This is a genomic window from Amycolatopsis marina (assembly GCF_900111885.1).
Taxonomy (GTDB): Bacteria; Actinomycetota; Actinomycetes; order Mycobacteriales; family Pseudonocardiaceae; genus Amycolatopsis; species Amycolatopsis marina.
The window spans coordinates 106,330-131,497 of record NZ_FOKG01000013.1 but is presented as its reverse complement, the minus strand read 5'-3'; the positions used below and the strand labels follow the sequence as shown (position 1 = coordinate 131,497).

26 protein-coding genes and 2 tRNA genes are annotated in these 25,168 nt (G+C 68.1%); 18 read left to right on the top strand and 10 right to left on the bottom strand.

The genetic code is table 11. The features are described from left to right. Positions 1-143 precede the first annotated feature (143 nt). Positions 144-932, bottom strand: coding sequence for a DUF6338 family protein (locus BM199_RS33385; protein WP_143101881.1), 789 nt, complete (start codon positions 930-932; stop codon positions 144-146). 1,140 nt (positions 933-2,072) lie between these two features. Here BM199_RS33385 and BM199_RS33380 point away from each other — a divergent pair. Beyond that, on the top strand, positions 2,073-2,576 hold the full coding sequence (locus tag BM199_RS33380) for a hypothetical protein (RefSeq protein WP_143101880.1): 504 nt from the start codon (positions 2,073-2,075) through the stop codon (positions 2,574-2,576). Positions 2,577-3,230: 654 nt separating this feature from the next. Here the strand turns inward: BM199_RS33380 and BM199_RS21260 are convergent. Then, a tRNA-Arg gene (locus tag BM199_RS21260) sits at positions 3,231-3,303 on the bottom strand. 163 nt (positions 3,304-3,466) lie between these two features. On the opposite strand from BM199_RS21260, the gene BM199_RS21255 reads away from it, so the two are divergent. The 7 genes from BM199_RS21255 to BM199_RS21225 all read left to right on the top strand — a co-directional run bounded on the left by BM199_RS21255 (position 3,467) and on the right by BM199_RS21225 (position 10,426). Continuing rightward, a complete protein-coding gene (locus BM199_RS21255; protein WP_091675042.1) occupies positions 3,467-4,117 on the top strand; it encodes a response regulator in 651 nt (216 codons plus the stop codon). Positions 4,118-4,144: 27 nt separating this feature from the next. Beyond that, on the top strand, positions 4,145-4,738 hold the full coding sequence (locus BM199_RS21250; protein WP_091675132.1) for a trimeric intracellular cation channel family protein: 594 nt from the start codon (positions 4,145-4,147) through the stop codon (positions 4,736-4,738). A gap of 63 nt (positions 4,739-4,801) precedes the next feature. Next, entirely contained in the window at positions 4,802-5,494 is a 693-nt protein-coding gene (locus BM199_RS21245) for a response regulator transcription factor (RefSeq protein WP_091675131.1), read from the top strand. Then, positions 5,491-6,894 carry a sensor histidine kinase gene (locus BM199_RS21240; RefSeq protein WP_091675041.1) on the top strand — a complete coding sequence of 468 codons (1,404 nt, stop codon included), beginning with the start codon at positions 5,491-5,493 and terminating at the stop codon, positions 6,892-6,894. The genes BM199_RS21245 and BM199_RS21240 overlap by 4 nt, the downstream gene beginning before the upstream one ends. A gap of 85 nt (positions 6,895-6,979) precedes the next feature. Next, a complete protein-coding gene (locus BM199_RS21235; RefSeq protein WP_091675040.1) occupies positions 6,980-7,789 on the top strand; it encodes a DeoR/GlpR family DNA-binding transcription regulator in 810 nt (269 codons plus the stop codon). Continuing rightward, positions 7,783-8,868, top strand: coding sequence for a galactose-1-phosphate uridylyltransferase (gene galT, locus BM199_RS21230; protein WP_091675039.1), 1,086 nt, complete (start codon positions 7,783-7,785; stop codon positions 8,866-8,868). Before BM199_RS21235 ends, galT begins: the two co-directional genes overlap by 7 nt. Positions 8,869-8,959: 91 nt before the next feature. Next, positions 8,960-10,426 (top strand): trypsin-like peptidase domain-containing protein, encoded by a 1,467-nt coding sequence (locus BM199_RS21225; protein WP_091675038.1) that lies wholly within the window; start codon positions 8,960-8,962, stop codon positions 10,424-10,426. 132 nt (positions 10,427-10,558) lie between these two features. Here the strand turns inward: BM199_RS21225 and BM199_RS21220 are convergent, their stop codons facing one another. The 3 genes from BM199_RS21220 to BM199_RS21210 are packed head-to-tail and all read right to left on the bottom strand — an operon-like array spanning position 10,559 to position 12,533. Next, entirely contained in the window at positions 10,559-11,206 is a 648-nt protein-coding gene (locus tag BM199_RS21220) for a methyltransferase domain-containing protein (RefSeq protein ID WP_245788496.1), read from the bottom strand. Continuing rightward, positions 11,203-11,889 (bottom strand): TIGR04282 family arsenosugar biosynthesis glycosyltransferase, encoded by a 687-nt coding sequence (locus BM199_RS21215; RefSeq protein WP_091675036.1) that lies wholly within the window; start codon positions 11,887-11,889, stop codon positions 11,203-11,205. The genes BM199_RS21220 and BM199_RS21215 overlap by 4 nt, the downstream gene beginning before the upstream one ends. Beyond that, the gene (locus BM199_RS21210) at positions 11,886-12,533 is read right to left on the bottom strand and encodes a glycosyltransferase family 2 protein (protein WP_091675130.1); all 648 of its coding nucleotides are present in this window, start codon (positions 12,531-12,533) and stop codon (positions 11,886-11,888) included. Before BM199_RS21210 ends, BM199_RS21215 begins: the two co-directional genes overlap by 4 nt. Positions 12,534-12,701: 168 nt before the next feature. Between BM199_RS21210 and BM199_RS21205 the strand changes: the two genes are divergently transcribed. From BM199_RS21205 to BM199_RS21195, 3 genes are all read left to right on the top strand, one after another. Next, positions 12,702-14,087, top strand: a complete 1,386-nt coding sequence (locus BM199_RS21205; RefSeq protein ID WP_245788495.1) for a hypothetical protein — start codon at positions 12,702-12,704, stop codon at positions 14,085-14,087. 169 nt (positions 14,088-14,256) lie between these two features. Then, complete coding sequence (locus BM199_RS21200; RefSeq protein ID WP_091675129.1) at positions 14,257-14,988, top strand: response regulator transcription factor; 732 nt, start codon at positions 14,257-14,259, stop codon at positions 14,986-14,988. After that, positions 14,985-16,034, top strand: a complete 1,050-nt coding sequence (locus BM199_RS21195) for a sensor histidine kinase (RefSeq protein ID WP_091675128.1) — start codon at positions 14,985-14,987, stop codon at positions 16,032-16,034. Before BM199_RS21200 ends, BM199_RS21195 begins: the two co-directional genes overlap by 4 nt. Before the next feature lie 18 nt (positions 16,035-16,052). On the opposite strand, the gene BM199_RS21190 is transcribed toward BM199_RS21195, so the two are convergent. Next, complete coding sequence (locus BM199_RS21190; protein WP_091675034.1) at positions 16,053-17,114, bottom strand: NAD-dependent epimerase/dehydratase family protein; 1,062 nt, start codon at positions 17,112-17,114, stop codon at positions 16,053-16,055. Between the two features lie 150 nt (positions 17,115-17,264). Here BM199_RS21190 and BM199_RS21185 point away from each other — a divergent pair, with 150 nt between their 5' ends. Together BM199_RS21185 and BM199_RS21180 are read left to right on the top strand one after the other, a co-directional pair. Further along, positions 17,265-17,771, top strand: coding sequence for a MogA/MoaB family molybdenum cofactor biosynthesis protein (locus tag BM199_RS21185; protein WP_091675127.1), 507 nt, complete (start codon positions 17,265-17,267; stop codon positions 17,769-17,771). Next, on the top strand, positions 17,768-17,965 hold the full coding sequence (locus BM199_RS21180; RefSeq protein WP_091675033.1) for a hypothetical protein: 198 nt from the start codon (positions 17,768-17,770) through the stop codon (positions 17,963-17,965). The genes BM199_RS21185 and BM199_RS21180 overlap by 4 nt, the downstream gene beginning before the upstream one ends. 169 nt (positions 17,966-18,134) lie before the next feature. Here the strand turns inward: BM199_RS21180 and mscL are convergent, their stop codons facing one another. The 4 genes from mscL to BM199_RS21160 form a co-directional block, all read right to left on the bottom strand. Beyond that, complete coding sequence (gene mscL / locus BM199_RS21175) at positions 18,135-18,536, bottom strand: large-conductance mechanosensitive channel protein MscL (protein ID WP_091675032.1); 402 nt, start codon at positions 18,534-18,536, stop codon at positions 18,135-18,137. A 69-nt stretch (positions 18,537-18,605) separates the two neighbouring features. Continuing rightward, positions 18,606-19,166: an SAF domain-containing protein gene (locus tag BM199_RS21170; RefSeq protein ID WP_245788494.1), complete on the bottom strand. Its 561-nt coding sequence runs from the start codon at positions 19,164-19,166 to the stop codon at positions 18,606-18,608. A 286-nt stretch (positions 19,167-19,452) separates the two neighbouring features. Then, positions 19,453-19,854, bottom strand: a complete 402-nt coding sequence (locus BM199_RS21165; protein WP_091675030.1) for an FmdB family zinc ribbon protein — start codon at positions 19,852-19,854, stop codon at positions 19,453-19,455. A gap of 148 nt (positions 19,855-20,002) precedes the next feature. Then, positions 20,003-20,605, bottom strand: coding sequence for a 5-formyltetrahydrofolate cyclo-ligase (locus BM199_RS21160; protein WP_091675029.1), 603 nt, complete (start codon positions 20,603-20,605; stop codon positions 20,003-20,005). Between the two features lie 24 nt (positions 20,606-20,629). On the opposite strand from BM199_RS21160, the gene BM199_RS21155 reads away from it, so the two are divergent. From BM199_RS21155 to BM199_RS21135, 5 genes are all read left to right on the top strand, one after another. Next, positions 20,630-21,535, top strand: coding sequence for a UTP--glucose-1-phosphate uridylyltransferase (locus BM199_RS21155; RefSeq protein ID WP_091675028.1), 906 nt, complete (start codon positions 20,630-20,632; stop codon positions 21,533-21,535). Next, the gene (gene glp, locus BM199_RS21150; protein ID WP_245788493.1) at positions 21,532-22,827 is read left to right on the top strand and encodes a molybdotransferase-like divisome protein Glp; all 1,296 of its coding nucleotides are present in this window, start codon (positions 21,532-21,534) and stop codon (positions 22,825-22,827) included. Before BM199_RS21155 ends, glp begins: the two co-directional genes overlap by 4 nt. Before the next feature lie 4 nt (positions 22,828-22,831). Next, entirely contained in the window at positions 22,832-23,503 is a 672-nt protein-coding gene (locus BM199_RS21145) for a GNAT family N-acetyltransferase (RefSeq protein WP_091675027.1), read from the top strand. A 224-nt stretch (positions 23,504-23,727) separates the two neighbouring features. Continuing rightward, a complete protein-coding gene (gene sepX / locus BM199_RS21140; protein ID WP_091675026.1) occupies positions 23,728-24,636 on the top strand; it encodes a divisome protein SepX/GlpR in 909 nt (302 codons plus the stop codon). A 57-nt stretch (positions 24,637-24,693) separates the two neighbouring features. Next, a tRNA-Ala gene (locus tag BM199_RS21135) sits at positions 24,694-24,769 on the top strand. Positions 24,770-25,168: the final 399 nt, after the last annotated feature.

Here is a 25,168-nt window from a genome sequence, read left to right as displayed (position 1 = left end):
GAGTTCGCCCAACCCGTACTGTTTGCACTCGGACGCCGACTGTGCGGATGGCAATGTGCTGAGTGGAGTCTAGGGAGCTGTAATGTCAGAGCGTCGCCGCCGCGAAGACTTCGGTCAGCGTCAGGAGAACCGAGGGCAACGGGTTACGGGAGGACAGAAGGGCCAGAAGCCAGTGGGTTCGAAGGGTGGGCCTCAATATCAGCGACGGCCGCCTCCTCCGCCACCTCCGTCCCCGGAAAAGTAGGCGGATCACAGTTATCTGGGTCGGAGTACGTGACAAACATCGTTACGATACGTCGTGCGGAGACGCAAACCACGTGTGCACCGTAGGGAATGGTTTCGCGCATTTTCCCTGCTGGTCGGAGCTTTATTGGCTCCTTTAGAACAAGGTCACGATTTTCAGCATCTTCCGCATTGTTGTTGAATGATACCAGCCTGCCTTCGATGTACGAGCCGTCATCGAGTTCACAACCAACGTGCTTTACAGAAGTCGGATCGAATTCCTCGAAAATCATCCACCAAGCCGAAACTGTCGACGAGTGCGGGTAACTGCCCGGCATGTGCTTCCGTAGCCACGGCCATGCCGCTGCGGCGGCAATGATAGTCGCCAGTGCGAGCAGCCCAACCCCCCATAGTGCCAGGATTAGTGGTTCTGCTCGCCAATACGCACCGGGGCTGCTTATTAGGCGCTTCACATCGATGAATCTGATCCAGAGCACTGCGGACGCAAGGGACGCGACTAGCTCAGACGCGACGCTGGCCGCTACAACGGCGGCCGTTTCGCGGAACGGCGAGGTGCGACGCTCCGTGCCAGCGCGCTCCTTGACCACTAGGTACGCGAACCCTGGGAGCATCAGCGCGACGAACAGCAGTAGGCCACTCACAGTACTCGGCACGTTGTACAGCCTCCCGCGTTTGCTCCTGAGAGTCACGTGAACACGCGAACGCGTGGCGAATGAGGGTAGGGCTGCAGAGCCTCCAGACTACCTGGTGCGTGACCACGGGCCTTCTGCCGGTCGACTGACAGGATCTAAACCTGCGCCCCTTGACCTGCCAATCAGTCTTCTAATCTCCGATTCTGGGCCGAGTTGAGGTTTAAGCTGTGGCAACCGATCTCGTCGACTCGCAACGGGTTGCCGTGCTCTGCGCTTACCATGTGGCATAGATGTGACACGGACCCGATTTCCTACCTCATTATCAGCAGCGCACAGTTAGCCCGTGCGCTGAATCTCCTCTCCCCGAACGAACCATGCTTGCTCTGCAATTCACTTCGACTGATGATGATCTTCAGTGAAGCATGAAGGGATCGGCACGCGTGGTGGCCTGTATCTTTCCACCCATAAGCCCTTGGTGCGCGACCACCGACCCTTGTGCAGTGGCTGACCTGGCTGCCGAACCCATCGTAGACTTGACCACTTCCATCTCCAGTCAGACCAGCTAAGGGACCTGAGGTTCATTCGTTCGCCATCCATCCGGCGTGGTCGATTTCGACGCCAGATCACCTCAAGGTAAGCCTCCCCGTTACTCGCTTCCGGTATGTCTACGTCGACCCGTATAGGTTCGCCACCTGGCACCATGCGATCTACTGATGACTCAACGTCAATGTGCGTGAAATCTGCCCCGCAAACTCTGACATCAACGTCGTGAAGAATCGCTGTTCCCGTCGCGCATAGTGTAATTGTGGCTACATGACTGTCCTCCTTGCTGCCAATTCCTAGTTTCTCAACATTCCCATTTTTAGTCGTCTTCAATAGGTCGCGACTAACAGTTATTCGCCAGGATCGATGTGGCCGATCAAGCCACATCCAGCCCGCCGCAATGCTGGCCGACAAGGCGGCCAGCAGCGAAAAAGCTAGCGTAAGTAATTCCATACTGGATCTAAGCACCCCTGAGGCGCCACGCCTACAGTAGTGGAAGAGTTTCGAACCCTTCCTTGACTGCGTCAGATGGCGACCTGGCAGTCAGGGCCTTTGGCTCAGGGTGAGTAACATCTCCAACACCAACACCGACGTGAGCTAGAGGCAGTCGGCGGCAATCGCCTCCGAACACTCTTCTAGTGAAAGGTGGGATCCGTGAATAGCACGCTCCCCCAGGCGGTCATGGCAGCCTTCCAGGAAGCAGCAGGACGTCAATCTGACCTGATTCCACCGCACGTAATATATCGACTGGCTGCAATCATTGAAGGTCAGGAAATAAACTACTACTACCTTCGCACTGAAACTACAGACGACGGCAATGTGTCTGGTAGTGCGATCGTTTTCTCTGAGCTAACGGTGAATGAAGCTCGATGGTCTGACGGTTCAGCTGCACGGTTTCAATCCAGCGAACTCGAACCTGTAGACGTCACTGTCTGGCCGAGAAGAAACTTGAGATTTGTTACGATTGATGAGGGAGACGAAGTAAACCCGAACGAAGTTTGGCTAAGTGAAGGATCATCGACTTTGTGGCCACGTAAATCAGAGATCACTCTCCACTGCTCGTCGCCCGATCGGCAAATCAAGTTTCTAGTCGGTAGAGCGCAACCGGAAGGACTAACGCAATTCATTCGATCATTGCACCAAGACCTCGCCAACTAGACTACAGGTAAGTCCTGTTCGCCATCCCGGAGACCTGCCCGTCCGGCGAGGACATCTTCTTCTGTTTTTGCGGTGCTGCCCGGCCTTGCTCGAACCGCCGCGCGGGACCGGCGGCAGCCGCACGCCCGCGCTTGGCGGTTCGAGTTGATGAGGGCCGGATCAGCGGCGCCGCAGGCGCCGCCTTGAACAAGAAAAAAAACTCTGAGCACACCGGCTCTGCGGACCGTTTGCCTAGGTCAGGCGGGGGTGGGCTCAGTCGGAGAAGCGGATGGCGGCGAGGCTCTTGTCGTCGTGGCGTTTCGCGCGTGGGAGCTGTTGGCCGTGCGGGTCGCTGTCGGATTCCCATGTCTGGGCGTGCTCCAACTCGGCGTGCAACTCGCTGTCTGGCTTCGTGCCGAGGCTGCCCAATCGTTGGTACCGAGGTGAGTCATCGTGTTGTACGCACCGGCTGTGGCGAGTGCTGCCCATGGCATCCGATCACGGGCTCGGCGTGACACATAGGCATACTCGGCGGCCTCTGGGCTGGCTCCGGCTATCCAATAGCCATCCGGCCGGTTCCTCTGCTGGGCCTGCTGAGTTTGCATCTCGTGACTCGCACCACGTACGGCACCACGCGAGAGGTCGGGGATCTCCAGAAAGTGCCTCTGACCTGTGTGCCCCCGGCAGGATTCGAACCTGCGACACCCGCTTTAGGAGAGCGGTGCTCTATCCCCTGAGCTACGAGGGCGGGGACGTGCGCGACTAGCGTACCGGGCGGCGGGTGGTATCGGCGCGGCGGGATCGGGCTGCGGCTCGCCCAGGTGGGTGTGTGGTTAACGTCAACGGAGCGTCAATGGGTAGCCTCGTTGACCACAAGCGGGTGAACCCCGCCACACGTTCCGGAGGCGTCGTTGATCAAGGTCATGTTTGCCGACGACGAGGACCTGGTCCGATCGGGCTTGCGCGCCATGTTGTCGGGAGCGCCGGACATAGAAATCGTCGGAGAAGCCAGCGATGGCAGGTCGGCCGTGGAGACCGCTCGTCGGTACCACCCCGATGTCGCCCTGCTCGACATCAAGATGCGCGCCGCCGATGACGGCATCCGCGCGCTCCGCGCCATCCAGGCGCTGCCCGATCCCCCCTACGTGGCCATGCTGACCACGTTCGACATCGACGAGTACGTGAGCCTTGCCCTCCGCCTCGGAGCCAACGGCTTCCTGCTCAAGGACATCGACCCGGCCGCGCTGTTGCGTGCGGTCCGCGACCTGTCCAGGGGAGGGGCCGTGCTCGACCCCGGGGTGGCCGCTCGAATGGTCCATGCCCATCGCGACGAGCAGCGGGCCGCCCAGCCGGCGCGCAAGCTGCTCTCCTCGCTGTCGGACCGGGAACGCGAGGTGGTCGGCCTCATCGGTCAGGGCATGTCCAATGCCGAGATCGGCAGCAAGCTGCACCTGTCCGAAGCCACGGTCAAGGGCTACGTCTCGGCCGTCCTGTCCAAGATTGGGGCGGCCAACCGGGTGCAGGCGGCGTTGCTCGCTTATCGCGGTGGGCTGATCGACTAGTAATAAGGCGTGCTCTACGCGCTGGAGATGCTCGGGCTGGTGGCGTTTGCCGCCTCCGGGTCCTTCGCTGCGGTGTGGGCCCGGCTCGACGTCTTCGGCGTCGTCGTGCTGGGCATCACCACCGCCCTCGGCGGCGGCATCATTCGCGACGTCCTGCTCGGCATCAACCCGCCGACCACCTTGCGCACCTGGCCCTACCTCGCCGTCGGCGCCACCACCGCTCTCGCCGTCTTCGCCTTCCATCCGGTGCTGGCCAAACTGCGCAAGGCCGTCCTGCTCGCCGACGCCGTCGGCCTCGGCGTGTTCGCCACCTCCGGCACCGCCATCGCCCTCAACGCAGGCGCTCCGGTCTACACCGCCTGCCTGGTCGGCATGACCACCGGGATCGGCGGAGGCGCCCTGCGCGACGTCCTCCTGCGCGAGATCCCGCTCGTCCTGCGCAAGGAGATCTACGCCCTCGCCGCTCTCGCGGGCGCCGTCCTGGTCGGCGTCGGGCACCTGCTGCGTCTGCCCGCCGCGCCGGTGACCGTGCTCGCTGCCGCCGTCGTGGTCACCGTGCGTGTGCTGGCCCTCTGGCGGAAGTGGAACGCACCCGTCGCCAGGGGTACCGGAGCCGAGTGACTCCGAGTGCCCGCACCCGCGTGTTCTCAGCAGCGGCTCAGACTCGCGAGTAAGACTGTGGTCATGCGCATTCTCGTTGTCGACGACGACCGGGCGGTCCGGGAGTCGCTTCGTCGGTCCCTCGAGTTCAACGGCTACCAGGTCGAGCTCGCCAGCGACGGGGCGCAGGCCCTGGACGCCATCATCGCCAACCGCCCCGACGCGATGGTTCTCGACGTCATGATGCCAAGACTCGACGGTCTCGAAGTCGCCCGCAGGCTGCGCAGCACCGGGGACGACCTGCCGATTCTCGTCCTCACCGCGCGCGACACCGTCTCCGACCGGGTCTCCGGACTGGACGCGGGAGCCGACGACTACCTGCCCAAGCCGTTCGCCCTAGAGGAGTTGCTCGCCCGCCTCCGTGCGCTGCTGCGCCGCTCGGGCAACGAGAGCCAGTCCGAGCAGCAGGCCGAGGTGCTCAGCTTCGCCGACCTCACCCTCGACCCCGGGACCCGGGAGGTTCGCAGGGGAGAGCGCGCGATCAGCCTCACCAGGACCGAGTTCGCCCTGATGGAACTGCTGCTGTCCTATCCGAAGCACGTCCTGACCCGCGGCCGCATCCTCGAGGAGGTGTGGGGCTACGACTTCCCGACCTCCGGCAATGCCCTCGAGGTCTACGTCGGCTACCTGCGCCGCAAGACCGAGGCAGGCGGTGAGCCCCGGCTGATCCACACCGTGCGTGGCGTGGGCTACGTGCTGCGGGAGACCCCTCCGTGAGCAGTGCCGCTTCCGTCGCGGAACCGTCCGCTCCGGCCGGGCGGCGCCGCTTCTCCCTGCGAGCCAGGGTCACCCTGCTCGCGGCCATCTGCGTCGCCGGCGCGGTCGGCCTGGTGTCGCTCGGTGCCTACCTCACCGTCCGCGACAACCTCTACCAGCAGATCGACGACACACTCATCCAGCGCGCCACCTCCGCGGTGGAGACTCCGCCGGTGCAGAGCAGACTGCAGCAGATCCCCGGTGCCTTCCTGGCCAGTACCGACATCCAGATCGGCCTGCTCTACTCCGACGAAAAGCAGCTGGTCTATCCGGGCGAGGGCCGCCAGCCGCCGTGGGGCGAGCCCGAACTCGCGGTGGCCCGGGGTGAGTCCCCCTACTCGCTGCGCACCGACACCGCCACCGATACGCGGGTGATCGCCCTGCCGTCGGGTGTCGGCGAGGCCATGGTGCTCGCGCAGTCGCTCGGCCCCACCAAGCACACCCTCGCCGAACTGTCCCTCGTGCTGCTGCTGATCAGCGGCGCGGGCGTGGTCGTCGCCGCGCTCGCAGGCACCGCGGTCGCGCGCGGCGGCCTGCGTCCCGTCGAACGACTCACGTCCGCCACCGAGCGCGTGTCCCGAACCGGTGATCTGCGGCCGATCCCGGTCAGCGGCGACGACGAGCTGGCTCGGCTCACCCACAGCTTCAACACGATGCTCGGTGCGGTGGCGGAGTCCCAGGAACGGCAGCGTCAACTCGTCGCCGACGCAGGCCACGAACTGCGCACCCCGCTGACCTCCCTGCGCACCAATCTGGAACTGCTCCTCGCCGCGAGCCGCTCGCAGACCGCATCCCTGTCAGAAAAGGACAGGGACGAGATCGAGGCCGACATCAGCGGTCAGCTCGACGAGCTGACCCAGCTCATCGGCGACCTCGTGGAGCTGGCCAGGCAGGACGAACCCCGCGCCGAGTTCGAACGTGTCGAACTCGTGGAGACCGTCGAGCGGGCGCTGGACCGTGCCCGCAGGCGCGCCGGGGAGATCGACTTCGACGTCGAGCTGCAGCCCTGGGTGCTCACCGGAGACTCCAGCGCGCTGGAACGGGCCGTGCTCAACCTGCTGGACAACGCCGTGAAGTTCGCTCCCGAGGGCTCAGTGGTCCGCGTCCGATTGCGCCCGCTGGGGGACGGCACCGCCGTGCTCGAGGTCGCCGACTCCGGGCCCGGGATCGCCGAGGACGACCTGCCGAAGGTGTTCGACCGCTTCTACCGATCCTCCGAGGCACGCACACTGCCCGGCTCCGGCCTCGGGCTCGCCATCGTCAAACAGGCCGCCGAACGACACGGCGGCACCGTCTACGCCGCCAACGCACCCGAGGGCGGCGCCCTGCTCACGATCCGGTTGCCAGGAATTCCCGGCTGAAGGACTCCGAGCACCTCCCCGCCCCAGGTGTTTGATCGTGTAGGATTTTGTGTAGTTGACAATGGCGCGGGGACGGAGTTGGCGGGTGCTGGCGCGGCAACGGCAGGCGATCATCCTGGAGGAGGCCCGGCGGGACGGGGCCGTCCGGGTGAGCGACCTTGTCGTGAAATTGGGCGTCTCCGACATGACCGTGCGCCGTGACCTCGACGTGCTGGCCGGTCGCGGCTTGGTGGAGAAGGTCTACGGCGGCGCCACCTCGATGATGGGGAAGAGCACCGACGAGCCCGGTTTCGAGGCGAAGTCCGTCCGGCAGCGGGCCCAGAAGAACGCGATCGCCTCGATGGCCGCGACCCTGGTCCGGCCCGGCACGGCGATCGGGCTGTCCGCGGGTACGACCACCTGGACACTCGCCCACGCGCTCGATTCGGTCCCCGGTCTCACCATCGTCACGAACTCGATCCAGGTCGCCGACGTGCTGCGCGCCTCCGGCCAGTCCGACCGGACGGTCGTGCTCACCGGCGGTGTCCGGACCCCGTCCGATGCATTGGTCGGACCCGTTGCCGTGCACAGCCTGCGCACCCTGCACCTGGACCTGGTCTTCCTCGGTGTGCACGGCATGTCCGAATCGGCGGGGTTCACCACCCCGAACCTCACCGAGAGCGAGACGGACCGCGCCCTCGTCGAGGCCGGTCGCAAGCTGATCGTGCTGGCCGACCACACCAAGTGGGGTGTGGTCGGCATCTCGACCATCGCCGACCTGAACGAGGCCGACACCGTCGTCAGCGACGCGGGCCTTCCGCAGTCGGCTCGAGACGTGCTGACCGAAAGGGTCGGCGAACTGATGATCGCCCCGGTGCCTGGGGCGGATGAGCTGCCGGAGGAATCTGCGTGCTGAAGACCGTCCGTCACCTCGCTGACGGTCGCGAGATCATCTACTTCGACGAGTCGGGCACGGCCACACCTCGGCAGGCGCGCGACACCCGGGACCTGCCGCCGGTCGCCGCCTCCTCGGAGATCCGCCGCGATCCGCTGACGGGAGAGTGGGTCGGGATGGCCGCCCACCGTCAGACCCGTACCTACAAGCCGCCCGCGGACCTGTGCCCGCTGTGCCCCAGTGCACCAGGCCGGCCGAGTGAGATCCCCGAGTCCGACTACGACGTCGCGGTTTTCGAGAACCGCTTCCCGTCCTTCGCGCTCGATGTGCCAGGCGAGTCGTCTACTGTGGATGGAGCTGGCATTGTGCCGGTCGCGCCCGGTCGCGGCCGGTGCGAAGTGGTGTGTTTCACCAGCGACCACAACCGTTCCTTCGCGCAGCTCGGCGAGGGCCGGGTGCGCACCGTTGTCGACGCATGGGCCGACCGGACAGCGCAACTATCCACTTTGGCCGGCGTGGAACAGGTGTTTCCCTTCGAGAACAGGGGCGAGGAGATCGGGGTCACCCTGCATCACCCGCACGGCCAGATCTACGCCTACCCGTTCGTCACGCCCCGCACCGAGCGCATGATCGACACCGCGAGGAGCTACCGCGCCGACACCGGCAGGCATGTGCTCGGCGACGTGCTGGCCGCCGAGCGCCGTGGCGGCAGCAGGGTGGTGGCCGAAGGTGAGCACTGGACCGCGTTCGTCCCGCCGGCGGCCCGATGGCCGGTGCAGGTGCAGGTCGTCCCGCACCGGCAGGTACCGGACCTGCCCGCGCTGACCTCCGAGGAGCGCGACGACTTCGCCGCTGTCTACCTCGAGGTGCTGCGCCGCTGTGACGCGCTCTACGACCGGCCGTTGCCGTACGTCGCAGGCTGGTACCAGGCACCGGTGAACCGCGGCAGGGAGGAGTGCTGGCTGCACCTGGAGCTGTTCTCCGTGCTGCGCTCCGCCGACAAGCTGAAGTATCTTGCAGGTTCGGAGTCGGGCATGGCGGTGTGGATCAACGACGCCACTCCCGAGCAGATCGCGCAGCGGCTGCGATCGGCCGGCTGAGTGGACGAACGCAACTCGGTAAGTCGAATTGCGCATCCGCCTCACAGGCTCAGCTCAGCATGCTCTCAGGACCGACGCGCATGGTGGTGACATGACCGAAAACGACCCCACAGCTCAGGACCGTCAGGCTGCGACACCCGAGGAGCCCGGCACCGTCGAGCGAGGCGGTTGGCCGGCGCAGGACGACGCCAGCACACCACCCCGAGGCGTCCCGGCAGCGGGCGGGCAGCCCGCGCCAGGAGCCTGGTCTCCAGGTGCTGAACATCAGGCCGACGCGCAGCCGTCGCAGCAGCAACCCCTCGGCGCCGAGAGCCAGGGAACCAATCCCTACGCAGGCCCGGGGCAGGCCGGTGGGTACCCCGCCGCTCCAGGCATGTCGGAACAGGTGCACTACCCGTCCCCCATGTCCTCGACCGCCACGATGTACCCGCAGCCACCAGGCGCCCAGCCGCGGAAGAGCGGTGGCGGCAAGGGGCCGGGGAAGCTGGTGGCCGGTGTCGCACTGCTCGCACTGCTGCTCGGTGGCGGCGCGGGTGGCGCGGCCGGATACCTCGTCGCAGGCGACGCCACGAGCGGGGGCGCGGGGAATTCCCTCGACGCTCCGCAGCCCGCCAAGCAGACCGGCAACGCCCCGGCAGGCAGTGTCGAGTCCGTCGCGCAGAAGGTGCTGCCCAGTGTCGTGCAGCTCCAGGTGACCGGCCGCGCCGGCAGCGGTGAGGGGTCCGGCTTCGTGATCAGCGAGGACGGCTACATCCTGACCAACAACCACGTTGTCCAGGCCGCGGCCGACGGTGGTCAGATCCAGGTCGCCTTCCAGAACGGGGACAAGGCGAAGGCCACCATTGTGGGCAGGGACCCAACGACCGACATCGCAGTGGTGCGGGCCGAGGGCGTCAGCGGCCTCACCCCGGCCGAGCTCGGCCGCTCCGACGACCTCAACGTCGGGCAGGGGGTCGTGGCCATCGGTTCCCCGTTCTCGCTCGCGGGCACCGTGACGTCCGGCATCGTCAGCTCGCTGCACCGGCCGGTGAGCGCGGGTGGCGGCGGCGGTGACCAGGCGACCGTGATGGATGCGGTGCAGACCGACGCCGCCATCAACCCGGGCAACTCCGGCGGGCCGCTGGTCAACATGTCCGGGCAGGTCATCGGTATCAACTCGGCGATCTACAGCCCTCAGTCGGGCGGGCTGCCGGGACAGCAGTCGGAAGGCGGCAACGTCGGTATCGGTTTCGCCATCCCGATCGACCAGGCGCGCCGGACCGCCGAGGACATCATCGACACCGGGCAGGCGAAGCAGACCTACATCGGGGCCAGGGTCGGTAACAGCCCGCAGGGCGGCGCCGTGCTCGGCGAGATCGAGCCCGACAGCCCCGCGGAGAAGGCAGGCCTCAAGCCCGGCGACGTGATCACCAAGATCGGCGACCGGCCGATCGAGGATGCGAACACGCTGGTCGCGGCGATCCGCACCAAGGCGCCCAACGAGAGCGTCACCTTCACCCTCGCCAGCGGCGACACTGTGGACGTCACCCTCGGCGGCAAGCCGGTCGAGGCGAACTGACCCACCCGTCACCCGACCACCACCCCCCATGGAGGCGCTCCGCGCCACTGACCCTCAGACGCTCGGCCGCGACCGCGGCCGAGACCAGCAACGGCGGTACCGCGGACGATCACCTCGTCCGCGGTACCTTCGTCAGGCCCGGACCAGCTCGGCGAACCACCGGCCGCCGAGCTCCGCCGTCCGGTTGACGCGCAGGGCAGCGGCCGAAGTCACCGCGTCCAACGCGTCCAGGCCGAGCCAGGCCCACCGAAACCAGTGGTCCGGGCCACGAGACTGACCTCGGTTCTCCCGCACCCGCACGTGGTCCCTGCGCAGCCCACGGCCGGGCGGCTCCAGTTCCAGCAGTGCGGTGCCCCGCTCGGCCAGCAGTTCCCGCACCCGAAGGAGAAGCGCGACCGGGTCGCCACCGATGCCGATGTTGCCGTCGGCCAGCAACACGTGCCGCCATCGGCCTTCGCCCGGTACGGGATCGAACACATCACGATGGAGCGCCAGTGCTCCGCGCTGCCTGGTCAGCCGGACCGCGGTGGCCGAGACGTCGATGCCAAGCGCCGGCACCTTCCGCTCACCGAGGGCGGCGGTGAGCCGTCCTGGCCCGCAGCCGACATCCAGCGTGGGACCCGAGCAGCGGGACAGCAGGAACTGGTCGCCCCGGCCTGGCGGCAGCCGCCATCTGTGTACGGGCAGTGCCACTCGCTCGCCGCTCAACAGTTCCAGCCAGCACGGGGTGCCCAGCAGCGCCCCGTCGAACTCGGCGCCCGGTTTGCCTGCCACTGTCACCCGGACTGACTGTCCAGCCGCACTGCCCGGACTGCCTCCACGAAGCGGCCGCCGCACAACGTGTTCGCGACCGACTCCGCGTCCGCCATGGTGTCCACATCGGACAACGTAGGGCCCTTGGTGACCCTGAGACCCGCGGAGCGCAGCGCATGCCGGGTCAGCTCTCCGGTGTCCGGCCGGGACATGGGCACCGTGGCCAGCGCCCTCGCGGTCACCGGCTCACGGAGGCCGAGTGCCCACCAGCCACCGTCGTTCGCGGGCCCGAGCAGGGCATCGGCACCCGCGAGGAGCCGAGCGGCCTGGCCCGCGAGCAGTTCCATACTCACCTGGGGCGTGTCCATTCCGATCTGCAGCACCGGCCTGCGTGGCCGGAGTCGCGCGGTGTCCAGGTGCGCGTTCACCAACCGCTGGGCGAAGCTGTCTCCGCGCTGTGCCAGCACGGTCGTCCGCGCCAGCGTCCGTTCGAGTTCCGCGGAGCGGGACGCGTGCGCGAGATCGCCGGTCAGCGCCACAACGGGCACGGAGTCCGGCACCGCCAGCACGGCGTCCAGGGTGTCCAGCAGCGCGGCCGCGGCGATGTCGGCCGCCTGTTCCGCGGTGGCGGGCGGGCACAGCCGTGTCTTCGCCTCGCCGGGGACCGGCGACCTCGCCACCACCAGCAGGCAGAACCGGCTCGTGCTCACGACCCCAGCGCCTTCACCATGTCCCGCACGGCGCGGGCGGTTCCCCGTACCGAGCCGGAGACCTTCGAGGTCGTGCCTGCCGCACGCCTGCCGTAGGGCACGTCGAACTCCCGCACCCGCCAGCCCGCTCTGCCCGCTTTGATCAGCATTTCCAGTGGATACCCGAATGCCCGGTCCGCTACGCCGAGATCGAGCAATGCCTGCCTGCGCACCGCACGAATGGGCGCTATGTCGTGCACCGGAAGGCCCTGTCTGCGCAGCACCGTGGCCAGCAGCAGGTTGCCGGCCCGCGCGTGCCACGGCCACACCCCTCGCTCGGCCGGCACCCGCCTGCCCACGGCGAGATCGGCACCCTCCGTGCGCACCTCGGCCACCAGCCGAGGCAGGTCGCCAGGATCGAGAGAGCCATCGGCGTCGATGAAGCAGACGACGTCCGAGGTGGCGGCCTCTAGGCCGGTGTGCACCGCGGCGCCGTAACCCAGGTGGTTCTCGATGACGACGAGTGCGCCCAGCCTCGCCGCGATGGCGGGCGAACCGTCAGACGAACCGTTGTCGACCACGATCGCCCGGTAGCCGGATGGCAAACCGCCGAGCACGCCGGGAAGCGCGCCTGCCTCGTTCAGACAGGGCAGGACGACGTCGATCGTTTCGGTTGCCACGTTCCTTAGGTTAAGTCCGACGTGGACGCTGCCGAAAGCCTTGCTGTGCTTACGGAATCCTGACGGGCCCGACGGAGTGGCCAGTTCTTACCGAGTCCTGACGATACGTCGGCCGGGCTGACGAAGAGCCAACGCTGCGGCTATCGTGCGGCGGTGGTCGACTCCCCAGACAGGCCGGAGCCCGGACCGGCAACGAGACGCGGATCCGGCACGTGGGCGGATCTGGTGGTCGTAGGGCTCGCGGCGGTGCTGGTCGGCGTCGCCATCGCCGTCGGGCTGTACCTCAACCGGGACGGCTCCGGCGTTGTCATCTTCGCCCCCGCGCCGCCGTTGTTCGGCCACTGGCTGCCCCACGTCGGGCCAGGCACTCCGCTGGCGTTGCTCGTCGCGTTCGCGGTCATCGGCTGGGGTCCCGCGCTCGCCGCCAAACTGCCCTGGCACGGCGCGCTGTCGCTGAGCTATCTCGCCGCGCTGTGCTGGACCCTCGCGCTCGCGCTCGTCGATGGCTGGACCCGCGGCTTCACCCACCGGCTCGACCACCCCACGGAGTACCTGCACGAGGTGCCGGGCATCACCGACATCCCGGCGATGGTGCAGACCTTCGCCGACCGGATTCTGCAGGGCCGACCCGACTCGTGGACCACGCACGTGTCCGGCCATCCACCGGGGGCGACGCTGGTGTTCGTCTGGCTCGACCGCCTCGGTCTCTCAGGCGGCACCGCCGCGAGTTGGGCGTGCGTGCTCGTTGGCTGCCTTGTCGCGGTGGCCGTGCCGGTGACGGTGCGGGCGCTGGGCAGTCCGGCGGCGGCGCGCGCGATGCTGCCGTTTGCCGTGCTCTTTCCAGGAGCCGTGTGGATCGCGGTCTCCGCGGACGCGCTGTTCGCCGGCGTCACCGCGAGCGCGATCGCGGTGCTCGCACTGTCCGGAAGGGCCTTCGCGGAACGGGCCCGCTCCGCGATACCGCTGGCCGTGATCGCAGGCGTGCTCCTCGGCTTCGGCATCTTCCTGTCCTACGGCCTCGTGCTGCTCGGCGTGCTCGCGCTGGCCGTGGTGCTCGCGAGCCGCAGTGGCAGGGCGTTGGCGTGGGCCCTGGTTGGTGCTCTGTCCGTGGTCGCGGCGTTCGCGCTCGCTGGTTTCTGGTGGCTCGACGGTTATCACCTGGTCGTGGAGCGCTACTACCAGGGCATCGCGAGTGAGCGGCCCTTTGCCTACTGGGTGTGGGCGAACGTGGCGTGCCTTGCCATCGCTGTCGGACCCGCCGTGGTCGTCGCGATGCGCCGGGGGATTGGTGCCGGTGCGCGGACACCGATTCGGCGCTGGGACGGGGCGCTGGTGCTCGGCGGGGCGGCATTGCTGATGATCGTCGCGGCGGACGTGTCCGGGCTGTCGAAGGCCGAGGTCGAGCGCATCTGGCTGCCGTTCACGGTGTGGTTGCTGCCGCTGACCGCGCTGCTGCCGCCGCCTACTCGGCGCTGGTGGCTCGCGGGGCAGGCGGTGGTCGCGCTGACGGTGAACCACCTGGTGCTGACGGTGTGGTGAGGGAAGATGAGCGACCGGCATCGTGTTCGGATCGGGTACGGCACTGAGCGATGTGCAGCCCGCCGGCGAGTGAGGCAAGGGACATGAGCGACCGGCGCCGTGTTTGGATCGGGTACGGCATTGAGCGATGTGCAGCCCGCCGGCGAGTGAGGCAAGAGGTATGAGCGGCATGAACGAACTCGGGCAGACCGGGCAGGTCCTCGTCGTGGACGACGACGAGACGGTCCGCGATGTCGTGCGCCGGTACCTCGAGGTCGCGGGCTTTACGGTGCGGGTGGTCGGTGACGGTGAACAGGCCCTACTCAGTTTCGCCGAGCACCGGCCGGACCTGGTGGTCCTGGACGTGATGATGCCGGGGATGAGCGGGCTCGAGGTGTGCCGCAGGCTCCGCGACTCCAGCGAGGTCCCGGTCGTCATGCTGACCGCGCTCGGCGAGGAGGAGAACCGGATCGCGGGCCTCCAGCTGGGGGCAGACGACTACGTGACGAAACCGTTCAGCCCTCGCGAGCTCACCCTGCGGGTCGTCTCGGTGCTGCGCCGGTCCCGGATGCCCCGTCAAGAACCCGTAGTGGCCGAACTGGTGGACGGCGACCTGCGACTGCAACTCGACGCGCGACAGGCATGGCTCGCGGACTCGAACCTGCCGCTCACGACACGGGAGTTCGACCTGCTCGCCTACTTCCTGACCCATCCCGGAACCGCGTTCACCCGGTCCGATCTGCTGGAACGGGTGTGGGGCTGGGACTTCGGTGACCAGTCCACAGTGACCGTCCACGTTCGCCGCCTGCGGGAGAAGATCGAACCCGAGCCGGCGAAACCGGTGCGCGTGGCCACGGTGTGGGGAGTCGGCTACCGCTACGACCCCTGTGGAACCGGGGACAACGCCCAGTGCTCGCCATGATCGAGTCGGGCGAATCACTCGCCGAACTGCTCACCCACGTCTGGCACATCCTGCCGTTCGCGCTGCTCTTCGCGCTTCCGGTGGCGGTGATCGGCGGCTTGGTGCTGTTCTGGCTTCGCCGGGGTTCGCTGGCCAGCACGCTGACCGTGCTGGTGCTGATTCCGGTGGTCGCCACGCTGGTCGGCGTGCTCGGCGTCAGTGGGTTCATGTTCACTCCTGCGCTGACCACGATGCTGGTGGTCTGCCTCCTGGTCGCCGCGGTCACCGTTCCCGCAGCCATCGTGCTCGGACGCGCGATCGCCCGCCGCAGTGTCTGGGAACGCGAGGCCAGGGACCGGGAGCGGGCCGCGGAGGCCTCCCGCCGGGAGCTGGTGGCGTGGATCAGTCACGACCTGCGTAGCCCGCTGGCGGGGATCAGGGCGATGGCCGAAGCGCTGGCCGACGGTGTGGTCGCCGAACCCAGCGACGTGGCGGGGTATGCGAACCGCATCAGCGGGGAGACGGCGCGGCTGTCGGCGATGGTCGACGACCTGTTCGAGCTCTCCCGCATCACCGCGGGCGCACTCCAGCTCACTCTCTCCGCTGTGCCATTGCACGAGGTGGTCAGCGACGCAGTCGCCGCGCAGGCCCCGCTCGCCCAGCAGAAACGGGTCCGGGTGCTGGCCACGGCACAGACCTGGCCCGTCGTCGCGGGCAGCGATCCCGAACTGGCGCGCGTCGTGCGCAACCTCGTCTCCAACGCCATCCGGCACACGCCCCCGGACGGAACGGTTGCCGTGCAGCTCGGCATCGACGGAGTGGACGCACTGCTGGCCGTCGACGACGCGTGCGGTGGCATTCCGGAGGACGAGATCGGCCGGGTCTTCGACGTCGCGTTCCGCGGCACCCAGGCCCGCACTCCCGAGCCATCGGGAGGAACCACAGGCGGCGGGCTCGGGCTGGCGATCGCGAAGGGACTCGTCGAGGCGCACCGGGGCCGGATCGGGGTGCGCAATCACGGGCAGGGGTGCCGCTTCGAGGTCCGGCTGCCGCTGGCCGCCCGTTGACGGACGGCGGAACGGCCGTCAGCTGGTTGCGGGCTCGCGCAGGGGGGTGCTCGCGAAGGCCACGATGCCCTCGGCGAATCCGGTGCGCGCCTCGAAGCCGAGCAACTTCCGTGCCAGCGCCGGGTCGGCGACGACGTGCCGCACATCGGCGGGGCGAGCGCCACCGACGACCGTCGGTGCGGGCCCCTCGCATGCCTTGGCCAGTTCCACGGCGAGCTCGCCCACGGTGTGTGGGTGGCCGGAACAGACGTTGACGGCGGTCAGCTCACCCTCGGGGGCCGCTGACTCGAGCGCCAGCACGTTCGCCCTTGCCACGTCGCTGACGTGCACGAAGTCGCGACGCTGCCTGCCGTCCTCCAGCACGCTCGGGGACTCCCCGCGGCGCAGGGCGGACCGGAACAGCGAGGCCACTCCCGCGTAGGGGGTGTTCTGTGGCATTCGGGGGCCGTAGACGTTGTGGTAGCGCAGTGCCCAGACCGAACCCCCGCTCTGTCGTGCCCACGCGCCCGCGAGGTGTTCCTGGGCGAGTTTGGTCGCGGCGTAGGTGCTGCGCGGGACCAGCGGGGCGTCCTCCGGCACGAGCCGGGGAGCGAGTTCGGCCTTGCAGCCCCGGCAGCGCGGCTCGTACCTCCCCGCCTCGACATCGGACCTCGTGCGCGGTGCCGGAGCCACCGTGCCGTGCTCGGGGCAGGCGTACCGGCCCTCGCCGTACACCACCATCGACGAGGCGAGGACGAGCCTGCCGACCCCTGCGGTGTACATCGCCGACAGCAGCACCGCCGTCCCGTAGTCGTTGTGCATCGCGTAGGCGGGGGCATCTGTCGGATCGACACCGTGGCCGACCACCGCGGCCTGGTGACAGACCGCGTCGATCTCGGGCAACAGCTCGGCGAGCAGTCCCGCATCGGTCACGTCGCCGTGGACGAACCGGTGCCCGCCCAGGTACGCGGGCGCACCGCCCGGCCCGTGGGCGGTCGGCAGCAGGTTGTCCAGCAACACCGGTTCGTGACCCGATTCGGTGAGGAGATCGGCCACTTGGGATCCGATGAAGCCGGCGCCACCGGTCACGAGAATTCGCACGAGGAACAGGCTAGGACGCGGCGGTGAGGGGCGCAGCACCGTCGAACCGGCCGTAAGCCTTCGGTCAGGTTTCGAGGGTTCACCGAATGGCCGCCGCACTGGGTCCGGCTGTCTCCGACGGGGATGGCCGAACCGGCTACGGTGGTGTTCATGGAACGCAGTGCACAGCGCCTCGGCCGCGCTCTCGTGGTGATTGTCGATGACCGCGCCGCCCATGGTGAGAACGAGGACACCGCGGGCCCCTTGATGACCGAACTGCTCGAGGAAGCAGGTTTCATCGTTGACGGCACCGTGGTGGTGCACGCGGAAACAGTCGCCATCCGCAATGCGCTCAACACCGCGGTGATCGGTGGCGCCGACCTCGTGATCACGGTCGGTGGCACGGGGGTGTCGCCACGCGACGTCACGCCGGATGCCACGGCAGGTGTGCTCGACCGCCCCATCCCCGGCATAGGGGAGGCGCTGCGCTCCTCGGGCCTCGCCGCCGGTGCGGTGGACGCCGGTATCTCCCGCGGCCTCGTCGGCGTCTCCGGCAGCACCCTCGTCGTCAACCTGGCCGGTTCCCGTGCCGCTGTTCGCGATGGAATGGCGACCCTGTCCGGTCTGGTGCCGTTCGTGATCGGCGAGCTCTCCGGACTCGAGGAAGCCCAGGCGTGACAGAGCGGCCTGGCGGGCCCGTCCCGCCCGGTGACTCGTCTTCACCTCCCCGTCGACCCGACAAGCGGGAACTCGACGCGGTCTTCGGGGAGGTACTTCCGGACACCACCTCGGACGAGCGTGAGCCCGGTGTGCGGGGCCGGGACTCCGATGACTGGCATCTGGAGAACCGGCCACCGCACCACGACCGGTAGAAACTGCCCGCCCTTGGCTCTGCTCGGTTGGCGGCTGAGGATCGAGCTGACTTGTGACGGTGAGCAGAAGAACGCGCCCTGCCGCCTCGATAGCGGGACTTCGTCGGCCGAGTTCCACGGATCATCGTGACCACGCAACGTCAGTTCTCAGACGCTCTCTCGGACAAACTCAGCTCCGGCCCTGCTGCTGGCGAAGCAGGTCCCTGATCTCGGTGAGCAGTTCCACATCGGTGGGTGCGGCGGGGCCGGCTTCCTCGCCGCGCTTGCGCCGCTGCTGGACCTTCTGCACCGGGAGCACGATGACGAAGTAGACCACCGCGGCGATCAGCAGGAAGTTGATCGCCGCGTTGATCACGCTGCCGAAGTCGAGGAATGTGGCATCGTTTTCGCTGAGGATGTTGAAGCCGAGCCCCTGCCCCGCGTCGGCACCGCCCAAGGCGTTGATCAGGGGCTTGATCAGACCCTCGGTGAATGACGTGACGATCACGGTGAACGCGGTACCGATGACGACGGCGACCGCGAGGTCGACGACGTTGCCGCGCATGATGAAGTCTTTGAAGCCCTTCAGCACAGTGCTCTCCTGAGTGGTGTCGGGACGGTGGGTGAGTGGCGGTCTCTCCCTTATGGACCCGGGCACCGCCTAGCGGAGCGTAACCGTTACGGGTTGTCCCAGCGACGCCGACGCCAATGCGGTGGCTGATGCCAGCGGCACGGAGAGCAGTACCAGCGGGCCGTCCTGCTCGCGCTCGGCACTCGGAAGCACGGTCAGCACGGTTGCGGTGTCCAGGTCGTCCGCGTGGTCGCTGTTGGCCACCGGCGGAACCGGGTGCTCGGTACCGGTCGTCACGACGCCGACCTTCGTGCCGGCCTGCAGCAGACCCGCGATACCCGGGTCGGCGAGGCGAACCGGCACTGTTGCGGTGCCCGGAGCGGTTGGGCGGCCACCGACCAGGCGTGCGTCGGTCAGTGCCTCACCGGCCCTGACCGCTCCGGCGAGCGGACGGCCCAATGCGTTGTCCGGCGAGTCCATGGCCCCGTTCGGGCGCAGCGGCGCGGGGACGTCGACGACACGTAGGTCGCCGGGGGCGAGGCTGGTACCGAGCGAGAGGTCACGGGCGGCGACCAGAGTGGGTATCGACGGCTCCACCCCTGTTGCGGCAGGGTGCACCGCCAGCACGGTGGCGAGCACCAGCAGCACCACTGACAACGCCCAGCGCGCGAGGGTGAACGGTCGTGCCGTGGCAAGCGGTCCGAGCCAGGCCCGCCAGCGGTGTCGACAGCGGGATCCGGTAGCCGAAGGCCCTGCCGTAGATCTTCCCGGATTTCCTGGACGTGCTGTCCTCATCACAACCCCCGTCTCGGCCCGCGGAAGGCGAGTCGTCCTCGCCCGGCCCGATCGACGCTAGGGGCGCCTGCGCGTGAACCGGAAGGACGGAATCACGCGCCTGTGGACAACTCAGGGGATGTGGACAGAACCGGTGGTCCGGTCAGGACGCGGCGGCAGCTTTCGTCGAGGACGAGGACGCCCCCGAGGACGAGGACGAGGACCCGGACGACGTTGCCCCCGAGGACGAGGACGAGGACGAGGACGAGGAGTCGGTGGACGAGCTGCTGGTGGACTCCGACTTCGCCGAGCCGCCGGAGTCGCCGGAGTCGCCGTTCTTGCTCTCGCCGGTATTCGCGTTCGACTTGCTCGAGGCCTTCGCGGAGTCGGAGCGGGCGTCGTTGCGGTAGAAACCGCTGCCCTTGAAGATCACGCCGACCGAACCGAACAGCTTGCGCAGCTGGCCGGAGCACTGGGGGCACTCGGTCAGGCTCGAGTCGGAGAACGACTGGACCGCGTCGAAACGGTGGTCGCATTCCTTGCAGGCGTACTGGTACGTGGGCACGGGGGCTCCTTCGCGAGTTGGCACTCGATCCGCGAGAGTGCTAACCCAATTCTGCGGGACGACATTCCCCGAGCGCAAACACGGATTCGTCACAGCAGGTCACGGGTGGGGCACCACATCACAGCACACCTGGTCCGGCCAGATCCACTCACGGTTCGCCTCGTTCGGGCAGGGCCAGCATCCCCCGTCCGGGTGTGAGTACGGCATCCATCCGCGTGTCGTGTGCTTCGGCGGGCAGCCGCCGGACGAGTTCTGTGTCCCGAATCACGGCGACGAACGCCGTCCCCGGTCGCGCGAGCGGCAGAGTCCGATCGTAGAAGCCCGCGCCCCTGCCGAGCCGCACACCGCGATGGTCCACGGCGAGCGCGGGCACCAGAACCACCTCGGCGGCTGCCACTCCGGCAGACCCGAGCCGCTCGCCCGCCGGCTCCATTAGCCCGCGAAATCGGCCCTGGACCAGGAGTGGGCTACCGGTGTACTCGGCCCAGTCGAGGGGGCCGGGCCGAGGAGGGACGATCGGCAGGAGCACGCGGACACCCCGATCACGCAGTGCGTCGAGCAGCGCGAGCGAGCCGGGTTCATCGCCGAACGGGACGTAACAGCACACGGTTCGAGCCTGGATGCTTGCCGTCGCGAGGGCCAGGGCGTCGGCCTCGGCCGCCCGCTGGGCAGGCGGCACGCCGGCCCGCCGGGCGAGCAGGTGCGCGCGCCACTCCGTCTTGCTCAGGCGCTCATTGCCGCGGGGGTGCACGTCGCCAGGTTAGGCTTTGCGCCCATGACGGGCGCCGCGAATAACCAGACGTTCCGAACCGCAATCGTGCCTGCCGCAGGCCTTGGCACGAGGTTTCTGCCGACGACCAAGGCAGTGCCCAAGGAACTGCTGCCTGTGGTCGACACACCGGGCATCGAGCTGGTCGCCGCCGAGGCGGCTGCCTCGGGCGCGAAACGCCTGGTGATCGTCACTTCGCCGGGCAAGGAAGCAGTGGTCGACTACTTCCGCGAAGCTCCGGAGCTGGAGCAGACGCTGGAACGCAAGGGCAAGACCGAGTTGCTGGAGAAGGTGCGCAGGGCGCCGGGGCTGCTGGACGTCGAGGTGGCGATCCAGCACGAGGCCCTCGGCCTCGGGCACGCCGTCGCGCAGGCAGAGGGAAACCTCGCCGACGAGGACACGTGTGTCGCCGTGCTGTTGCCGGACGACCTCGTGCTCCCCACCGGGGTCCTGGACCGGATGGCACAGGTACGGGCGCGGTACGGCGGCAGCGTGCTCTGCGCGTTCGACATCCCCAAGGAGCAGATCTCCGCGTACGGGGTGTTCGACGTGCAGGACACCGACGACTCCGACGTCAAACGGGTGCACGGGATGGTGGAGAAGCCCGCACCCGAGGACGCACCGTCGACGTTCGCGGCGGCGGGCAGATATCTGCTCGACAGGGCGATCTTCGACGCGCTGAAGCAGATCACCCCCGGGTCCGGCGGCGAACTGCAGCTCACCGACGCGGTGGCGCTGTTGATCGAGCGGGGGCACCCTGTGCATGTCGTCGTCCACGACGGAGGACGGCACGACCTCGGTAACCCAGGCGGCTTCCTGCGGGCGGCCGTCGACTTCGCCCTCGAACACCCGGACTACGGACCGTCGCTACGTGATTGGCTGGCCGAACGGATCGGAAACCCTCGCTCATGACCGAACCCGAACCGATTCCCGCCCCTGGAGCACCGGAGGCACTGGACTCCGCTGAGCCTGCCACCGACTTCCGGTCGGTGGAGGCCCAGATCGAGGCCGTGCTCGGTGCCGCGGTGCGTCCACGGCCGGTGCGCGTCGCGATCTCCGAGGCGCAGGGACTGCTGTGCGCGGAGGAGGTCGTCGCCGAACACGCGCTTCCTGGCTTCGACCAGGCGGCGGTGGACGGATACGCGGTCCGCAGCGTGGACGTCCGCGCTGTCGGGGACGAGCCGGTGCAGCTTCCGGTGGTCGGCGAGATCGCGGCGGGCTCGCGGCAGCCGCGCAGGCTGCAGCCGGGTCAGGCGGTTCGGGTCGCGACCGGCGCACCGCTGCCCACGCTGGCCGACGCGGTCGTGCCGACGTCGTTCACCGACGGGCACCAGGCCAAGGTGACGGTGCACCGACCGGTGCCGTCCGCCGGATACGTGCGGCGGACCGGCGAGGACGTGCAGATCGGCGACGTCGCCGTGCGGCAGGGTGACACCATCGGCTCCGCGCAGGTCGGGCTGCTCGCCGCGGTCGGCCGCTCCAAGGTGCTCGTCTACCCGCGCCCACGGGTGTCGATCGTGTCCGTGGGCGACGAGCTGGTCGACATCGACCGCACGCCCACGGTGGGCCAGGTCTACGACGTGAACTCCTATGCACTGTCGGCCGCAGCGCGCGACGCGGGCGCGGAGGTCAGCAGGGTCGGCATCGTCCCGAGTGATCCGAAGCGGCTGCAGGAGATCGTCGAGGGCAGGCTGCTGATGTCGGAGATCGTGGTGGTCGCGGGCGGAGCCGGTGGCAACATCGGTGACGAGGTACACGCCGCGCTGGCCGATCTCGGCGATATCGACATGACCAGGGTCGCCATGCACCCCGGTTCGGTGCAGGGCTTCGGCAGGCTCGGCCCGGACTCGGTGCCGACGTTCCTGATCCCGGCCAACCCGATGAGCGCGCTGGTGGTGTTCGAGGTGCTGATCCGGCCGCTGATCCGGGCGGCGCGTGGCACCAGGAACCCGCATCGGCGCGTGGTGGGTGCTCGTCTGCTCTCGCCGGTCACCTCGACGAAGGGGCGCAAGGGCTTCCTGCGCGGGCAACTGCTGCGGGACGAGGGCAACGGTGAGTACCTGGTGCAGCCGCTCGGGACATCCGGCGCGCATCTGCTGGCGTCGCTGGCCGAGGCGAACTGCCTGATCACGGTGGACGAGGACCTCACCGAGGTATCCGTGGGTGAGCAGGTCAAGGTGACTTTCCTCGCCCAGCGCACATAGCGCTATGTCGACACCGGCGAGTGGCACCACGCACCAGATCGAGTCGCGGCACCCCGGATGGCCTGCGCGTCCCGGCGCCCTCCGGGTGCCCGCGGGAGTGGTCGCGCTACGCCCGGTGCGCCTGCGGGACGCGGGCGAGTGGAGCAGGCTGCGGCTGCGGGACCGCGTGTACCTGGAGCGCTGGGAGCCGACCGCGCCCGGGGCGTGGGACGAGCGCAATTCCATCACGGCATGGCTGCCCCAGTGGTCGAGTCTGCGGCGGCTGGGCAGGCAGGGGTTGTGCCTGCCGTTCGCGATCACCGTCGACGGCGTGTTCGCCGGCCAGATCACGCTGGGCAACGTGATCCGGGCGTCGCTGCGCTCGGCCTGGGTCGGCTACTGGGTGTCCTCGGAACTGGCAGGCAAGGGGGTCGCGACGGCGGCTGTCGCGATGGCCGTCGACCACGCGTTCGGCGAGGCAGGGTTGCACCGTGTGGAGGCGACCGTGCGGCCGGAGAACGGGGCGAGTCTGCGGGTGCTGGCGAAGGCGGGCTTCCGGGAGGAGGGACTGTTCCTGCGTTATCTCGACGTCGCGGGAGCGTGGCGGGACCATCTCTGTTTCGCGGTGACCGCCGAGGAGGTCGAGGACGGCCTGTGCGCGCGGCTCGTCCGCTCGGGACGGGCCGAACACGCTTGACCAGCGCTGATCCAGCCGTGTGTGGTGGCTGTTTGAGGCCGATACCACATCATCTTGATTTCACCTAGTTCAGTGATGACTTTTCAAGTTTCCATGCGGCGTGGCGCTCCCGCTCGTGTGACTCCTGTGGCTAGCGTGACAAGAGGAGACAAGGATGGTTGTGCACAAGCCAGTGCATGAACCGGCTTTGGCATAGGGACAGAGGTCGGGGGAGGTGACGGGAGATGCCGAGCTCGTTGATCATCGTCGCGCTGGCTGCAGCGTGGCTTGTAATTTTGGTTCCGATGGTCGCGCGCAAGCGTCAGGAAATCGCGCAGACGAACGACTCAGCGTTGGCGGCCCGCGTCGTGCGGGCCGGGGGAACACGCGGAGTTTTCGCTGCACCTGCTGGGGGGCGGGAGGGATTCGCCATGTCCGACAAGACTCATCAGGACGCGCCCGTCGAGCGCGCTGCCGACCTGGATGTCGGTGACTACGATGCTGATGACCCCGTCGATCTCGAGGACGAGTTCGACGACGGTTTCGACGACGAACCGGACGAACTGGACAACGTCCACGAGGACTTCGTGGACGAGGAGTCGATGACACTCGAGGAGCAGCGCCCCCAGGGACGTGGCACCGGTGTGCCCTCGGCCGGCCGTTCGGCGCGTCGATACCGCCCGGGACGCGGCGGATTCGATCCGGAGGCCGCGGAGATCGCCGCGAAGGCGAAGTACGCATACCGGCAGCGTGTGGTGCTGTCACTGATCGCTGTCGTGATCATCACAGCTGTGGCCGCGGTGTTTCTCTGGTCGTCGCTGTGGTGGGCCAACGGGGCGGCGGGTGTCACTCTGGTCGGGTATCTGGCGTATCTGCGCAGGCAGGTGCGTATCGAGGAGGAGATCCGGCAGCGCAGGCTGGCCAGGATGAACGCCATAGCCCGCGACCGCAGGGGCATGGCGGAGTTCGAGTCGCACGAGGAGATCGAGGTGGCCGAGTATCGCCGCGAGATCGTGGGTGCCGAGCGCAAGCCGGTGCCGACCTCGCGGATCCGGCGCCAGGCCGTCGTGCTCGACCTGGATGACGAGGATCCGGCCTTCCATGAGCTCAACGACCCGGGGCAATTGCCGTTCCGTAGGGCGGTGGGCGAGTAGCCACCCCGCTTGAAAGGTGGGTCGCGCCCGACTGTTATGCTCGTCGCGCTTCACCAAGGGGCTGTAGCGCAGTTGGTAGCGCGTCTCGTTCGCATCGAGAAGGTCAGGGGTTCGATTCCCCTCAGCTCCACCAGTTGAAGATGTAGCAAGAATCAACCCCTGGCCTGCGGTAATGCGGTCGGGGGTTGATCTCGTTCTGGGCCCCGCTCTTCCGCACGCATAGGACCTGTGGCGGGGCACAAAGACGGCACCAGCTCGGGACCCGGCCCACCTCGACCCGGCCCGTAGCGCAGCCGTACCCGGTACTCGCCACGAGCGAGGTGTGGCAGCCGACCAGTGTGTCCTCCCGCCGGACTCGGGCGCTCGCGGGCAGCGTGTGCTGCCTGCCGCGTTCGGCACGATCGAGCGGTGGCCGCTGCGGCCGCGACCCCGTGCCGTCCGGATTCCGAGTGGCGCACACGGAGCGCTGGCCGACCCAAACAGGCCAGGAGTGGGCGTGTAAGCCATTGGAGGAACCCGTCGCATGCGAATG